The following is a 16222-nucleotide window of genomic DNA, read 5'->3' on the forward strand; positions in this document are numbered from 1 at the left end:
GAGCATATTAAAAAGTCTGGTTATTATCAATTACAAGTGTCTTCAATTCCTCCAGACAAAGCACAGGAATCCGACTGGGTTAATGTTGTGCCTAATAATCAAACAACTTCTTCTATAGGCTGGGAGAGCGGCGGAGCTGATTTATTTACTTTTAATAATAAAATAGTGCGTTTAGTTGATTATGACAGACAGTTTAAACTTAATACTCAATATGAAACAGCCTTGAATCTTTCACAGAAATATTATGCTTTGCTTGATACTGCTATGACTATGGAAGATTATAAAAAGTATGATTATTATTTCTTATACTATAAAGCAATGGCTGATATGTTAAAGATAATTAAAGATAAGGGCAGCGATTATTTCCGTCCTGATGAGGCTGTTACGCATTATACTTTTGAGATTAATTAGTATATACCTAAATAAATATAGTTTGTCAAAAAATAAATTTTTTAAATTTTGATATTTGCGGGGCTTTGCCCCACACCCCAGTTCTTTTGTTGGCACAAAGAACCAAAAAGACTGCATTTGATGAAGTCCACCTGTGGTGTGTGCGGCAAAAAAGTTGATAATTCTATATAATGTACATCAGTTGACAAAGTGAAATCGTTCCAGTATATAGCTAAACAACTATAGTTTGTCAAAAATTATTTTTTTTATATGTACAAAATTGGAATTTGTAAGTATGCAAAGTGCCAACTCTGTATACTTACAAAAAGTCTAATTATAAAAATAATGTCAGTATTGATTAACTTAGTTTTTAGAAAAGTCTGTCATTTTTTAATTACTTATCTATCATTATATTAAGTATTTCTATGTCTGTACCTTTCATACCTTCTTTAGCCATTCTTCCTATGCTGTCAATGGTAGCTTCAATATTATCTTTTACAAGACCGTCTCCAGATTTGAATACTTTTCCGTCTTTTGCCAAATTATAAGCAAGTATTCCGCAGTCAAGAGCTTCGGATATTTTTGAAGCACATGAAGATTTAGCACCATCGCATACCATACCGCCTATAGTACATAGAGCATTTGTAATAGTATCGCAAATAATTTTGTAGTCTGCATTATTAAGATATGCTATACCAGAAGCAGCACCAGTTGCAGCACAAACAACTCCGCAGAATGCTGAAAGTTTACCTATATGTTTTTTCTGAAGTATTGCAATCAAATTTGAAAGTACCAAAGCACGGTATAGTTTATCTTCAGAGGCGTTCATTTCTTTAGCATATATTATAACAGGTACAGATACAGTTATACCCTGATTTCCGCTTCCAGAGTTTGTAACTACTGGCATAGGACAGCCTCCCATTCTGGCATCAGAACCTGCAGAAGCATATGCTTTAGCTCTGTTGCGTACATCTTCACCATAATATTTTATCAATGTCTTTCCTACACCAGAACCGTAATCATTTTTTAATCCTTCTTCGGCTATTGCTGAGTTTAGATCAATTTGTCTTTTAATTGTTTCTCTAATATCTTCTATATTGACTTCATTTGCAAAGTTTAATATGTCTTTTATATTTAAAAGTTCTCTGTCATCATGTTCTTTTTGTTTTAAAGAATTATCAGCAGAGAATATTTCCTTACCGTCTTTGATAATTTTTGTAATGTTTGTATGAGCATTTTTTATTTCTACTAATGCAGAAGAATCTTTGTATTTAGCTTCTATTATAATATGCAAATTTTCAGAACCTTCTATCAAATCACATTGACAGAAGTTATTACTTATAAGTTCTTTAGTTTTTGCTATATCTTCTTCTTTAATTGATGATAAAACTTCAAGATTTTTATTAGGATCTCCTCCCACTATACCTAAAACAGCAGCTACATCAATACCCTTTAATCCTCCTGAATTTGGTACAGTAACACCTTTAACATTTTTAATAATATTACCACTGCATTTTACAGTTACAGAATCAGGCATATTTCCAAGTACTTCTCTTACTTTAGCACCTGCAAAAGCTATTGCTATAGGCTCAGTACAGCCTAATGCTGGTATTAGTTCTTCTTTTAATATATTTATATAGCTGTTGTATAAAGTTTTATCCATAATAATTTGTCCTTTCAATAAGTGTATTATATTAATATTATATTATTCTTTATATTCAAAATCAATATTTTTAATAAATTATTTATTTTAGTTTTCCAAAAAATTTACGATTTATAAAATTAAATGATTTATTTTATGAAAATACTATTTTTTTTATAATAGTATTATTTATACTATTGATTTTTTTCTATTTTATGATATTTATAACAGATAATTTTTGAGAGAATTAAATTATGATACCTAGATTACATTTAAAAATAGTAGCAAGATTCAGAGAAGTTTTCGGACAAAAAGGCGATACAAAATTATACTTTGCTCCCGGAAGAGTAACAATAATAGGGGAGCTTATAGATTATTCAGGCGGAGATACCATAACTACTGCTGTAGACAGAGGTACCTATATAGTTGCAAGAAAAAGACCTGATAATAAAGTTAATATATATGCTCATTCTTTTAAGGCTAAAAAGTCATTTACTTTAGAGGATTTGGAAAAAAACAAGGAAGATGAGTGGGCTGTTTATTTTAAGGGTGTTTTTTCTGTTATTTTGGAAAAAGAGTACAAAATACATGGTATGGATATTTTTGTTTATACCGATTTGCCTTTTAATACATCTTTGGCATCTTCAAGTTCATTATGTGCTTGTTTAACTTATGCTATTTTGGATATTAATAATATAAAAGATGTTGATCCTATAGAAATGGCTAAACTCTCTTATGAAGGTGAGATAAAATATGCTTCTCATAGAACTTCTTTAAGCGATCATGTTACAATATTTATGTCTAAAGAAAATACATTATTTTTCTTTAATATGAAAACATTCAAATATGAATATTTTGATTTTAATTTAGGCGACTATTGTATGGCTGTTGTTAATAGCAATAAGAAGAGAACTTCAAGTGACAGTGAATATAATGCTAGAAAAAGAGAATGTGAAAATGCATTAAAAAAACTTAAAGATAAAAAACCGAATTTAAAATCTCTATCCGATTTAAAGCCTAAAGATGCTGATTTTATAAAAGAAACGCTTCAAAATAAAGAGCAGAGACGTGCTTTATATGTTTCAGCAGAGCAGGACAGGGTAAATCAGGCTGTAAAAGCTATTAAAAAAGGTTCTATAAAAGATTTGGCTAATTTGATACTTAAAACTCATGATGGTTTGAGTAAATTGTACGAGGTATCTACTGCCGAGCTTGATATATTGGTTGAAGAATCTACTAATATGGACGGAGTTTTGGGGGCTAGAATGATAGGTACTGGATTTGGAGGCGGAGTTTTATTATTTTTGAAGAAAACTGAAGTTGAAAATGTTATAGAAAATTTATATGCTCACTATAAAGAAAGAACAAGAAGAGACGCTGACGTTTATATATTAAAGCCTTCTAATGGTACAAGAATTCTTCCTACTGAAGAATAATTTCTTTTAAGCGATTATAAATTTATATATTATTAATAAATATATTAAAGTTTAAATTTTATATATATCAAATCTGCATATAACTTTTTTAATATGTTAGAGTTATTTATATCATAATAGGAAGTGGTTTATGACATTATCTGAGATAAAAAATACGGTATCAAATATTAAGGAACAGTCTGAAATATTAAGGGGGTATCTTTGACCCTGATTCTATTTATAAAAGGGTTAAAGAGATAGATGAAATATCAGCTAAAGATGATTTTTGGAATGATAATATAAAAGCTCAAAAATTAATGAAAGAGAGAATGCTTCTTCTTGATAAGATAGAACCTGTAGAAAATCTAATAAAAAATTCTAATAATATATATGAACTTGTAGAAATGGCTATTGAGTCAAATGATACGGAAATGGAAAAAGAGCTTGAGGGTGAATGTATAGAGCTTCAGCGTGTTTTTGATGAACTTGAAACTAAAAATCTATTTTCTGGAGAATTTGACAGTAAGAATGCATATTTAACTTTGAATGCAGGAGCTGGTGGTACAGAAAGCTGTGATTGGGCTTCTATGCTTTCAAGAATGTATGTACGTTTTTGTGAAAGACATGGCTTTACAGTTGAAACTACTGATGAACTTCCGGGTGATGAGGCTGGAATAAAACAGATAAGTTTTTATGTTCAGGGGCTTTATGCTTATGGTTATTTGCGTTCTGAAATAGGCGTTCATAGATTGGTTAGAATATCGCCTTTTGATGCCAATGCTAAAAGACATACATCTTTTGTGGCAGTTAGTGTTATGCCAGACATAGATGAAGATATTGAGGTAGAAATAAATCCTTCCGATTTGAGAATAGATACATACAGAGCTTCAGGAGCAGGCGGACAGCATGTTAATAAAACTTCATCAGCTATAAGAATTACTCATATACCTACTAATATTGTTGTTCAGTGTCAGGCAGAAAGAAGTCAGCATAATAATAAAGATATGGCTATGAAAATGCTTAAAGCAAAACTTTATCAGCTTGAAAAAGAAAAACTCGATAAAGAAAAACAAAAAATAGCTGGGGAAAAAACAGATATAGCTTGGGGAAACCAAATTAGAAGTTATGTTTTTCAGCCTTATCAAATGGTAAAAGATTTAAGAACTGGGCATGAAACTGGAAATATGAACTCTGTTATGGACGGTAATATTGATGAGTTTATATCAGCATATCTTAAACAGCAAATAAAAAAGTAACAATTTTTTATATAATTTAAAATACTAATATAATCTGTTATTATAAAATAATCAAAAAAACTTTATGATTTACCTATTTTGGTAAAATAAATTTTATTATTTGTTATACAAATAAAACTTTTATTAAATAATATTATGTTAATTATTGACATTTTTATACATAAATAGTATAGTGTCTATAAATAAAACATGGAGAATATTATGTTCAAAAAGATTACACTCGTAGCAGCTATGATATTAGTTTTAGCTGCTGCTATGCCAAAAAAGGCAGAAGCTGCTTATTCTGACGGAGCGGCAATAGGAGCTTCATTATTTTTTGGATATCCAAACCAAGGTTTAACTTTAGTAGGTCAATTTAAAGGTGTACCTTTGATGTTTGGTGTTCAGGCTGTGGCAAATGTATTTAACAATGGTTATCAATATTTCGGTGTTGGTTTAACTATGGATTGGTGGGGACTAAAAATACCTTTGGGTAAAGCAGGAGAGTCTGATGTTCATTTCTATTTAGGACCTGGACTTGCTGCTGATACTGCTTTCGGTTCAGATTATTGGTCAATTAATGCTGGTTTAAGAATGCCTATAGGCTTCTCTTTCTTAATCAAACAAAAATGGGAAATTTTCTTGGAACCTGCTCCAGTTGTTAACGTTTTGCATGCGGATAGCTATGGTGTATCTTTGTTAGGTTTTTATCTAGGAGATACTGATGATAGACATAGAAATCGTTGGAATATAGGACATTTCCTACATTTGACATTCCAGTTCGGATTCAGATATTGGTTCTAATATAAAAATATCATTGAAATTAATGGCCCCGCTTTTTATTTAAGCGGGGCTTTATTTTTATAAAGATAATTTCTTTACTTTTCGATATTATTTTTTATATTTATTAAAAATAATAATTAAATACTAATTTGGACTTTTATACTATGTTTAGAAAAACGGCGGTTTATGCTTTTATAATAATTTCTTTTTGTTCTATTTTTTCATTATCATCAAAATTATATGCCGATTACCCAGACGGAAGCAGTGCTGGTTTTTTTCTTAGATTTAGTTTTCCGAGTCAGGTATCTTTAGGTGTAACAGGAAAATTTGATGTTGTTCCTTTTATGTTCAGCGGTATATTTAATGTAGGCATATCTCCTAAGGGCTGGGCATGGTTGGGATTAAGTGCTAGTGCAGATTGGTGGGGATTAAAGCATAGACTTGGAGAGGCTGGAAAATCAGATGCTTGGCTTTATTTTGGTGCTGGGGCTGAGGCTGTGGCAGAGTTTGGTAATAATTATTGGAATATAGGTTTAGGTGTAAGAGTTCCGCTTGGCGTTTCTTTTATAGTTGACAGAGATTGGGAGATATTTTTGCAGATTGCTCCGGGGCTTAATGTAATAGCGGTAGGAAGTGAGGGATTTGGTACTTTTGGCTGGTATCCTAGTCATACTGGCTGGACTTTTGCAAAATTTTTTAGATTTTCTGGGGATTTTGGATTTAGATACTGGTTTTAAATAATTTAATATAATTTAATCCATTCTCTGACTTTCTAATAATTTTTTTATTTCTTCATTTGCTGATTTATTTATTAAGTTTATGGCATTATTATCTATAGATGCATTATTTATTATAAGAGTTCTGCACATTTCATAATTATTATTTTCTATTGCAATGCATAATGGAGTATATCCTCTTACTTCATCTTTTATATCAGCATATGCCCCATTTGATAATAATTTTTTTACAGCATATATGTTATTATTTTTCACTGCCATATGGATAGGAGCATATCCTTTATAAATATTATTTAATTCTGACTTTGCATTTATTAGTATATTCATAGCTTCAGTATAGTTATTTTCAGCGGCTATATTTATTGGCATTGCATTATCATTGTTTAATATATTAATATTAGCATTATATTTTATAAGCAAGTTCATAACATTTAGATATTCTTTTGATTTGCTTAAGTTCATTACAGCCAAATGCATAGCAGTATTACCATCTTTATCCTGTATATTAGGGTCAGCATTTTTTGATAGTAAGAGGCTTACACTTTCAAGTAATTTATTAGAATCATTTTCTATTACATACTGCAAAGGTGTTTTGAAATAAGCATTTGTATTATCAACATTAGCACCTAATTTTATTAATTCACTTGCTGCCTGAATAGAACCAACACCTACAGCATAATGAAGCATTGTATTCGTATCTTTTGTATCTACATCTATACCTAAAGTTTTTACCAAATAGTTTATATTTTGAGCATTATTCCCAATGGAAGCAGATTTTATTAATGATATAACATCTTCGCTGTTCATAAGAAGATATATATTTTTATTTAAATAAAGCTCTAATATTTGTGGGGTTGCATATTCTGAAGCTAAAAACTCACTTCTTGGCTTTTCTTTAATTTGAAAGTTAATATTTGCTCCAGAATCTATTAATAATTTTACGCTTTCAAAATTATTATTAATAGCAGCGATGTCCATAGCAGAGCAGTATGAAACATTTATATTTTTATTATTGTTTGTGATATTTGTATTTTTATCTAAAAGTATATTCAAATCAGTATATGGAGAGTTTTTTAATGCGTTTATAGAAGAGGTTTGATTATTTTCTGCCGCTATATGCAGTAAAGAGTATCCTCTTTCATCTTTAGTATTAGGGCTTACATTTTGGGATAATAATGTTTGTATAGTTCTTACATCTCCTATTTTTACAGCATTTATCATTTTGTTTTCATTTTCAGTTACAGCGTATAGATTTATAAATGTTATAAATATAAGAGCTATTATAATTTTTTTCATTATTAAGTCCTATTAATAATATTATGTATACTAATACTATATAATAATCGTTTTTATATTGATTTTTATTATAATTTTTTTGTGATATTTATTTTAATTTATATAAATATAAGAATAAAAATATTGAAAAATAGAAAAATATAATATATACTTATGCTAATCTTTGGAGGTTTTTAAATGGCCAGTATAGAAAGAGAAAAAGCAGTAGAATTATTTAAAAAATACAATGAAGAGCAGTCTTTATTTAAACATGCTTTATCTGTAGAAGCAGTGATGAGATATTTTGCTAAAAAGTATGGTGAAGATGAAGACGAGTGGGGTATGGTTGGCTTTTTGCATGATATGGACTATGAGAAATATCCAGATGAGCATTGTATAAAAGTTAAGGAGATACTTGAAGAAGAAGGACTTCCAAGCGATTTTATACGTGCTATTCAGAGTCATGGTTATGGGCTTTGTACTGATATTGAGCCTTTAAGCAATATGGAGAAAACATTATATGCTGTTGATGAGCTTGCAGGGTTTATTACTGCATGTGCTTTAGTGAGACCTTCAAAGAGTTTGGACGATATGGAAGTAAAATCAGTAAAGAAGAAATTAAAAGATAAAGCATTTGCAGCTAAAGTTGATAGAACAGTAATAAATAATGGTGCTGATATGTTAGGAGTTCCAATTGATGAACTTATTAAAGAAACTATACAGGCACTTATACCTATACAGGAAAGTATAGGGCTTAAGAAAATTTCCTAAATTACGGATTTAGTGCTATGAGTAAAATAAAGATATTGACAATAGTAGATATGCAAAATGATTATATGGAAGGCGGCCCTATGGCAGTAAAGGGTGCTGTAAAACTTGTACCTGTAATCAATGATCTTATAAAAAACGGAGAATATGATGCTATAATTGCTACTCAGGATTGGCATCCTTCCAATCATATATCATTTGCTTCTACTCATGAAAAAGAGCCTTTTTCAAAAATAAAAGTAATAGATCAGGATACAGGTGATGAAGAGATATTAACTCTTTGGCCTCGTCATTGCGTTGCAAGGACTTACGGATCGGCTATAGTTGATGGTCTTAGAAAGAAGAGAGACTATATATATGTTCAAAAGGGTGTTGATCCTGATGATGAGGGAAATTCTGGTTTTTCTTATATGCATAAAGAGTTTATTGATGCTGCAAGAGAAAATAAAGAAACACTGATACTTGATTTTGTAGGTGTGGCTTTGGACTACTGCGTATTTTATACGGCGAGAGATACTGCAGAATATGTAGCTTCTATCGATGCCGAGTATTTAGTAAGTGTTAATGTACTTGAATATGCATCGGCTGCTGTTAATCCAGATGTGGTAGAAGGTCTTTATTCATCATGCCCGCTTATTAATCTTAAAAAGGTTAGATTGTGAAGATTATTAGGCTTGATAAAAAAGAAGATTCTAAAAAAGCCTATATTTATAAAAGTCCTATAGGGGATTTAATAATTACTTCTGATGATAACTGTCAATATATTACTTCGTTAACATTCGATTTAAATGATAATCAAATTATTATAAAAGATGAAGAACCTTCCATTATAAAAAGAGTAAAAAAAGAACTTGATAATTATTTTTCAAAAAACAGCAGAACATTTACTGTAGATTTAGGAGTATACGGTACCGATTTTCAATATAATGTTTGGATTGAAACCTCAAAAATACCTTTTGGAAAAGTTTTGACATATTCTGATATAGCAAGAAATATTTCAGATAAAAAGGGAAGTATATCAAGGGCGGTAGGCACAGCCGAAGGAAAAAATAGTATAGCTATTATAATACCATGTCATAGAGTTGTAGGTTCTAACAGAAGATTAACTGGTTATGCTGGAGGTTTGGATAAAAAAGAGTATCTGCTTTCTCATGAGGGATTTAATATAGTAGATTTTAAGATTATTCCTTAATTATTATTTATAAAAGAGGTTGTTTTTATGCTTAAAAAGACTTATAAAACCAGCAGACTTTTTTTAGTTCAGCCAAGCATAAATATGGCAGAGAGTATAACAGATTTTTACAGCAGAAACATAGATTTTTTTAAGAAATTTGACCCAGAAAGACCAGAAGTTTTTTATAAAGTTAATACGCATAAAAATATTATAAAAAGAGAACTTGAAGAAATCAGAGCTGGAAGAATGCTTAAATTTTGGATTTATAAAATAGAAGACAAAAAAAGAATTATAGGAATGATTAATTTTACTAATATATTTATGGGCACTTTCTTATCATCTACTGTAGGTTATAAATTAGATGAGTTTGAGCAGCATAAAGGATATATGACAGAGGCATTAAAAGCAGCAGTAATAATAGTTTTCAAAGAGTTAAAGCTTCATAGAGTGGAAGCCAATATCATGCCTCATAATAAACCTTCATTAGAATTGGCAAAAAGATTAGGTTTTGAATATGAGGGACTTGCCAAAAAATATTTAAAGATTAATGGTAAATGGGAAGATCATGTTCATATGACTATAATAAATGATGAAGTATGAAATCGTATAAAATTATAAAGCATATCTATTGAAGTTTTTTTTATTTTTATTATACTTTATAAAATGAATAGAACTAATCAGTTTTTTGATAAAATTTTTCAGAATTTCGATAAAGTTTCTGACGCTGAAAAGAAAAAAGTATTTCAAAGATTATCCACGCTTTGGTATTCTCAAAATATTATTATAGAAAATCTTGAAGAGGGTATAATAGCAATAGATAATGAAGGAATGATACAGGGAATAAATAAAAAGGCTTGCTTCTTGTTTTCAATACCAAGAAACTCAGAAGGAGAATCTCTTTCAAAATGCATACCTGATAATGATATAGGAAAAACTATACTTGAGCTTGTTAATAGTGCTGACTCAGAAACAAAACTTTTAAAAGATAATGAAAATGAAAGAATACTTCAGATAAATATACTTCCTATAGGAGAGAGAGGAAGAATTATTGGTACTCTTATAAAGGCATTTGATATAACTAAAACTTATGAAAGTGCTCAGAAACTTAAACGTGCCGAACAGCTTGCATCTCTCACTACTCTTGCTGCTGGTGTGGCACATGAAATAAAAAATCCGCTTGGATCTATTTCTATATATGTTCAGCTTATAGATAAGATAATAAAAAAGAATATGGACAATGACTGTCAGTGCTATAAGGATTTTAAAGAATATTCTGATATTATTAAAGAGGAAATTGGAAGGCTTGAAGATACTATTAATTCATTTTTGTTTTCTGTACGTAAATTAGAATTAAATATTGAAGATGTTAATATAAATGAGCTTATTCTTTCTACTATTTCATTTCTAAAATATGAGATAGAAAAAAATAATGTTAGTATAGACATAAAATTTGATAAAGACAATTTAATACTAAAATTAGATGAAAGATATATAAAACAAGCTTTAATTAACATAATACAGAATGCAATTGATGCTATGAATGAGAATAAAGATGATAAGAAAAAAGAGATTTATATAAAATTAAAAACTATTGATAATTACGCTGTTATAAGTATAAAGGATACAGGTACAGGAATAAAAGATGAAGATTTAAATAAAATATTCGAGCCTTACTTTACAACAAAAAGACATGGTACAGGGCTTGGACTTACAAATGTAGTACGTATAATAGAGGCTCATAACGGCAATATAACAATAGAAAGTGAATATGAAAAGGGCAGTGAGTTTATAATAAAGCTGCCTTTAAAGCAAGAAAATCAAAAATTTTTAAATACGGATTTATTAGATTATGCCTAAGATATTAGTAATAGATGATGAAAAAAATATAAGAGATGGTATTAAAAAATCATTAGAGTTTGAAGGTTATGAGGTAGTAACTGCTGAAAACGGAGAGAAGGGTATAGAAACTGTTTATAAAGGCGGAATAGATTTGGTTATAACAGATTTAAAAATGCCTGAAAAAACAGGAGAGGAATTTTTAAAAGACATATTGGAGTTTGATAAGCATATACCAGTTATAGTTCTTACAGGGCATGGTAATGTCGAGACTGCAGTTGAGATGATGAGGCTTGGTGCTTATGACTTTATGACTAAGCCTTTTAATCTTGATAAAATGCTTTTAATAATAGCTAGAGCATTAGAGAGTAAAAATATAAAAAAGGCTAATGAAACTTTAGAAAAACGTGTTGACTATAATGAAAGTTTTTACGGAATGATAGGTCATAGTGCTAAGATATTAAAAGTTTATGAAGCAATAAAACAGGTGGCTAGAACTAAAGCTACAGTTCTTATAGAGGGCGAAAGCGGAACAGGTAAGGAATTAGTAGCAAGTGCTATTCATCAGATATCGGACAGAGCAAAACAGCCTTATATTACTGTAAACTGTGCGGCACTTTCCGAAGGTGTACTTGAAAGCGAATTATTTGGTCATGAAAAAGGTTCTTTTACAGGGGCTGTTGATAAAAAGATAGGAAGATTTGAGGCGGCAAATAAAGGCACTATATTTTTGGACGAAATAGGGGAGATTAATCAAGCTGTTCAGGTTAAACTTTTGAGGGTACTTGAAGAGAGGGTAATTGAGAGGGTTGGTTCTAATACTCCTATTGATGTTGATATAAGGGTAATTGCTGCTACAAATAAAAAATTGTCTGAAGAGATAAAAGCAGGTAAGTTTAGAGAGGATTTATATTATAGGCTTAATGTTATAAAAATAGAGATGCCGCCTCTTAGAGAAAGAAGAGAGGATATACCGCTTTTGATAGATAATTTTATTAAAGAGTTTTCAAAGGTACATTCTATAGAAATAAATTCTGTTGATAAGAAAGTTTATAAAATATTATCATCTTTACAATGGGAGGGTAATGTTAGAGAGCTTAGAAATACTATTGAAACTATGGTTGTAATGTGCAAAGATGGTAAAATAGATGAAAACAGCATTCCAGATTGGGCATTGAAAAGCAGCAGTAATGATGATTTTGTTGTTGATGGAAATGTTACTTTGGAAGAGCTTGAAAAGATGTATATTAATTATCTTCTTAGTCATAATAACTTTAATAAAGCTCAGGTTGCAAAAATATTGGGTATTGAGAGAGCTACACTTTATAGAAAGTTAAAAGAAGATTCAAAATAGTAATTACAGTTTTTGATTTAATTTATTAGTTGTTGATATATGAATTATATTTTATTATATTAATAATTACATTTATTAATAATTATTAAACTATGAAATATCATTGCTTATGTGTATTAAAAATATTTTAATTATATAAATTATTTAATCTTGATTATATGTTAAAAAAATAGTATAATACAGAAAATATATAATATAAAGAATTAAGAGGTCAATTGATGGAAAAAAGAGTATTGCTTAAGATATCAGGTGAAGCATTGCTTGGAGAGAAAGAATACGGTATTGATAATAATGTTGTTGACAGAATAGCATTAGAGATGAAAGCTGCTGGAAATGATACACAAATAGCAGTTGTTGTTGGGGGCGGTAATATATTTAGAGGAATGCAGTTGTCAAATAAAACTGGAATGGTAAGAGCTACAGCTGATTCTATGGGAATGCTCGCTACTATTATGAACGCTATAGCATTAAAAGACAGATTTATGGCAGTAGGAACTCCTACTCAGATATTATCAGCTTTTAATATAGAAGGTATGATAGAAGGTTTTGAAAGAGATAAAGCTATTCGTATATTAGAACGCGGTAATGTTTTAATCATAGCGGGAGGCACTTCAAATCCTTATTTCACAACAGACAGTACTGCTATATTAAGATCTTTAGAGATAGGTGCTTCTATAGTATTAAAAGGTACTAATGTTGATGGAGTTTATGATAAAGACCCTAAAGCAAATAAAGATGCCAAAATGTATAAAGATATTAGCTTTAGAGAAGCTATCAATCAAAATTTACGAGTTATGGATATGACAGCTTTTGCTATGGCTAATGATAATAATATGCCTATAAGAGTATTTAATATGAATGAAAGAGGAAATATTACTAAGGCTATTTCTGGAGAAGATATAGGAACTTATGTACATAATTAATAATATTTTTAGGAGGTTTTTATATGTTTGATTTTGGTTATATTCCAATTATTCCTATGTTTGTCGGTATTGTAGTAATACTGATACTTTTATTTATTTTCTTACATTTTTTCCCTATGGGGCTTTGGATTACAGCTTTGTTTTCTGGTGTAAGAATAAATATGATAACATTAATCACTATGCGTTTAAGAAGAGTTAATCCTTCGCTTATAGTATTAAATCAGATAAAGTTATGGAAAGCTGGCTTAAAGATAGGCACAAATGAGCTTGAGGCACATTATTTAGCGGGAGGTAATCCTACTGCTGTTGCTGATGCTTTGATTGCTGCGGATAAGGCTTCTTTGGATTTAAGTTTTGAGCGTGCTGCTGCTATAGATTTGGCTGGAAGAGATTTAGTTGATGCTATAAGAACTTCTGTTTCACCTAGAGTTATAGCCACTCCTTTAATTGCTGCTGTTGCTAAAGATGGTATACAGGTAAAAGCTACTGCTAGGGTTACTGTGAGAACAAATATTAACCGTCTTGTTGGCGGAGCTGGAGAGGAAACTATTATTGCTAGAGTAGGAGAGGGTATTGTTACTACTATAGGTAGTTCTTCTTCTCATAAGGAAGTTTTAGAAAATCCAGACAGAATTTCTCAGGTTGTGCTTGCTAAAGGTCTTGATTCTGGCACTGCTTTTGAGATACTTTCTATTGATATTGCTGATGTTGATGTTGGAAGCAATATTGGTGCTTTCTTACAGATTGACCAAGCTGAAGCTGATAAAAAGATTGCACAGGCTAAAGCTGAAGAGAGAAGAGTTATGGCTATAGCACGTGAACAGGAAATGCGTGCTCAGGTTGAAGAGATGAAAGCTAAAGTTGTAGAGGCAGAATCTCAGCTTCCTCTTGCTATTGCTGAAGCTCTTAAAAAAGGAAATATTGGGGTGCTTGATTATTATAATATGAAAAATATTATGGCTGATACTGAAATGCGTTATAGTATATCAGGTATGGATTCTATGAGTAAAAATAATAATTCTCAGACTCCAAAACAATAAGTAAATAATTTAATGGGTTAGTTTTAATAAAATTATAAATGAAAAGGGGCTTTTAATATAAAGCTCCTTTTTTATTATATAAAGATTATAATAATATTATACATTTCACTATAAAATATCAGAAGTAAAAATTATAGTGCAGGTGAATGATAGCCTTTATAATTACCATTTGGGTGACGCATACATTTTGAAGAGGTTAGCTGTTTTAAAGTTTTATATTTATTACCGCAGTACTTGCAGGTATATTCATCTTTTTCGCTTCCTTCATAAAGTTTATGTTTGCCTTTGTAATTTCCATCTGGGTGACGCATGCAGTTTTGTGATGTAAGAGTTTTTACAGAGTTAAATCTATTTCCGCAGTATTCGCAGTAAAAGTTTTCTGATGATTTAGGTGTTAAACTTACAGCAAAGCAAAAAAATATTAAAGTTATTATATATAATTTTCTCATTTTTTATCATCCGTAATCAAATCTTTATATTTAGAATCTTTAAACTCTATATATGGTTTGGAACTTAACATATGAATGGCTGTTATAAGTGAATAGCTTATCCATGCTTTTTTTTCTGTAGGTTTTGATGATGAGGCTTCATTTTTTTTAAGAAGTTCATTTAAAGACTCTGATATATCATCAATATGCTCTTCAAAAAAATCTTCGCATTCATCACAAGTGTCCATAGTAGCCAGACCTTGTATTTCTTCTATTTCTTTACCGCACCAAACACATTTTACAGACATTTAATTACCTCTATTATTTATTGTTTTTATTATTTTATTGTCATCAAACGGTGATATTATACAAAAATATTAAAGTTTGTAAAGTGTTAAATGTGTTAATTAATTAAATTTTACTTGCTTCCAAACATCATTCCCAGACCTAAAGTAAATCCTACAGAATGATAATTTTTTACATCATACGAATAAAAAAGTTTATTGATGTCGTTTTTATTGAAGAACATATATTCATAAAATAAATCAAGAGATACTAAAAAAGCATATTTTTCAGTTTGATAAAATCTGTCTTCTAAAGTTAATCTGGCATAAACAGATATTGGAATTCTGCTTATATTAAAATTATTGTTTCCTGTAAGCACTCCATATTTAGCTCCAGATGCTATACCTAAAGTCATATTTGCAGGTAATATAAAATCGCTTTTAAAATTATGAAATTCGAATTTTAATCCTATTCCAGTATATAAACTCAATATATCTATTTTATTTACCTGATAATCATACGGATTTTTTATTGATATAAAAGTTCCGTCAAAGCCTGTATCAAATAATAAACTTATGCCGTTTAATATATTATTATTAATCTTAAACTTATATCCTAATTGCAAATTAATATCAAGTTTAGGCTCTAAACTTTTATAATAATTCATACCAAATCTTGATGAGTTTACATTAGGTAAATTAATTTGAAAACCAAATTTAGGAATTAAAGAAAGTTCAAATGCTGGAAAAACTGCAGATGAAAATAAAAGAGTAAACAAAATAGTAATTATTAATTTTCTTTTCATTTTTATATCCTTATTTTAAAATTACAATAAACCAACCGATTGATTGATTGATTGATTGATTGATTGATTGATTGATTGATTGATTGATTGATTGATTGATTGATTGATTGATTGATTGATTGATTGATTGAT

The 16222-nt window shown here is 29.7% G+C and carries 17 protein-coding genes and 1 pseudogene; 13 read left to right on the forward strand and 5 right to left on the reverse strand.

All coding sequences use genetic code 11. The features are described 5' to 3' along the window. A pseudogene (locus F811_RS15445) lies at positions 1-411 on the forward strand (hypothetical protein); the annotation flags it as partial. A gap of 373 nt (positions 412-784) precedes the next feature. Here F811_RS15445 and F811_RS0102370 read toward each other — a convergent pair. Beyond that, a complete protein-coding gene (locus tag F811_RS0102370; protein ID WP_020003686.1) occupies positions 785-2053 on the reverse strand; it encodes an L-cysteine desulfidase family protein in 1269 nt (422 codons plus the stop codon). Between the two features lie 233 nt (positions 2054-2286). Between F811_RS0102370 and galK the strand changes: the two genes are divergently transcribed. The 4 genes from galK (at position 2287) to F811_RS0102390 (ending at position 6202) form a co-directional block, all read left to right on the forward strand. Next, positions 2287-3468, forward strand: coding sequence for a galactokinase (galK, locus tag F811_RS0102375; RefSeq protein ID WP_020003687.1), 1182 nt, complete (start codon positions 2287-2289; stop codon positions 3466-3468). Between the two features lie 130 nt (positions 3469-3598). Then, positions 3599-4703, forward strand: a protein-coding gene (gene prfB / locus F811_RS0102380) for a peptide chain release factor 2 (protein ID WP_156821981.1) whose coding sequence is annotated in 2 segments (ribosomal slippage) — positions 3599-3670 and positions 3672-4703 — 1104 coding nt in all. Because the reading frame shifts where the segments join, the coding sequence is not laid out codon by codon here. A 201-nt stretch (positions 4704-4904) separates the two neighbouring features. Continuing rightward, on the forward strand, positions 4905-5486 hold the full coding sequence (locus tag F811_RS0102385; protein WP_020003689.1) for a hypothetical protein: 582 nt from the start codon (positions 4905-4907) through the stop codon (positions 5484-5486). 143 nt (positions 5487-5629) lie between these two features. Further along, the gene (locus tag F811_RS0102390; RefSeq protein ID WP_020003690.1) at positions 5630-6202 is read left to right on the forward strand and encodes a BAPKO_0422 family outer member beta-barrel protein; all 573 of its coding nucleotides are present in this window, start codon (positions 5630-5632) and stop codon (positions 6200-6202) included. Between the two features lie 15 nt (positions 6203-6217). Here the strand turns inward: F811_RS0102390 and F811_RS0102395 are convergent, their stop codons facing one another. After that, the gene (locus F811_RS0102395) at positions 6218-7498 is read right to left on the reverse strand and encodes an ankyrin repeat domain-containing protein (protein WP_020003691.1); all 1281 of its coding nucleotides are present in this window, start codon (positions 7496-7498) and stop codon (positions 6218-6220) included. Between the two features lie 177 nt (positions 7499-7675). On the opposite strand from F811_RS0102395, the gene F811_RS0102400 reads away from it, so the two are divergent. From F811_RS0102400 to floA, 8 genes are all read left to right on the forward strand, one after another. Further along, positions 7676-8248 (forward strand): HD domain-containing protein, encoded by a 573-nt coding sequence (locus tag F811_RS0102400; RefSeq protein WP_020003692.1) that lies wholly within the window; start codon positions 7676-7678, stop codon positions 8246-8248. 17 nt (positions 8249-8265) lie between these two features. After that, positions 8266-8907 carry an isochorismatase family protein gene (locus F811_RS0102405; RefSeq protein ID WP_020003693.1) on the forward strand — a complete coding sequence of 214 codons (642 nt, stop codon included), beginning with the start codon at positions 8266-8268 and terminating at the stop codon, positions 8905-8907. Further along, the gene (locus tag F811_RS0102410; protein WP_020003694.1) at positions 8904-9437 is read left to right on the forward strand and encodes a methylated-DNA--[protein]-cysteine S-methyltransferase; all 534 of its coding nucleotides are present in this window, start codon (positions 8904-8906) and stop codon (positions 9435-9437) included. The genes F811_RS0102405 and F811_RS0102410 overlap by 4 nt, the downstream gene beginning before the upstream one ends. Positions 9438-9464: 27 nt before the next feature. Next, the gene (locus tag F811_RS0102415; protein ID WP_020003695.1) at positions 9465-10019 is read left to right on the forward strand and encodes a GNAT family N-acetyltransferase; all 555 of its coding nucleotides are present in this window, start codon (positions 9465-9467) and stop codon (positions 10017-10019) included. A 63-nt stretch (positions 10020-10082) separates the two neighbouring features. Then, on the forward strand, positions 10083-11276 hold the full coding sequence (locus F811_RS0102420; protein ID WP_020003696.1) for a two-component system sensor histidine kinase NtrB: 1194 nt from the start codon (positions 10083-10085) through the stop codon (positions 11274-11276). Beyond that, positions 11269-12609, forward strand: a complete 1341-nt coding sequence (locus tag F811_RS0102425; RefSeq protein WP_020003697.1) for a sigma-54-dependent transcriptional regulator — start codon at positions 11269-11271, stop codon at positions 12607-12609. Before F811_RS0102420 ends, F811_RS0102425 begins: the two co-directional genes overlap by 8 nt. A 218-nt stretch (positions 12610-12827) precedes the next feature. Further along, positions 12828-13532: a UMP kinase gene (pyrH, locus tag F811_RS0102430; RefSeq protein WP_020003698.1), complete on the forward strand. Its 705-nt coding sequence runs from the start codon at positions 12828-12830 to the stop codon at positions 13530-13532. A 23-nt stretch (positions 13533-13555) separates the two neighbouring features. Continuing rightward, positions 13556-14572 carry a flotillin-like protein FloA gene (floA, locus tag F811_RS0102435; RefSeq protein ID WP_020003699.1) on the forward strand — a complete coding sequence of 339 codons (1017 nt, stop codon included), beginning with the start codon at positions 13556-13558 and terminating at the stop codon, positions 14570-14572. Between the two features lie 131 nt (positions 14573-14703). Here the strand turns inward: floA and F811_RS0102440 are convergent, their stop codons facing one another. The 3 genes from F811_RS0102440 to F811_RS0102450 form a co-directional block, all read right to left on the reverse strand. Further along, positions 14704-15021, reverse strand: coding sequence for a hypothetical protein (locus tag F811_RS0102440; protein ID WP_020003700.1), 318 nt, complete (start codon positions 15019-15021; stop codon positions 14704-14706). After that, a complete protein-coding gene (locus tag F811_RS0102445) occupies positions 15018-15308 on the reverse strand; it encodes a hypothetical protein (RefSeq protein ID WP_020003701.1) in 291 nt (96 codons plus the stop codon). The genes F811_RS0102440 and F811_RS0102445 overlap by 4 nt, the downstream gene beginning before the upstream one ends. A 110-nt stretch (positions 15309-15418) precedes the next feature. Next, a complete protein-coding gene (locus tag F811_RS0102450) occupies positions 15419-16090 on the reverse strand; it encodes a hypothetical protein (RefSeq protein ID WP_020003702.1) in 672 nt (223 codons plus the stop codon). Positions 16091-16222: the final 132 nt, after the last annotated feature.

It is taken from the genome of Brachyspira innocens ATCC 29796 (assembly GCF_000384655.1).
Classification (GTDB): domain Bacteria; phylum Spirochaetota; class Brachyspiria; order Brachyspirales; family Brachyspiraceae; genus Brachyspira; species Brachyspira innocens.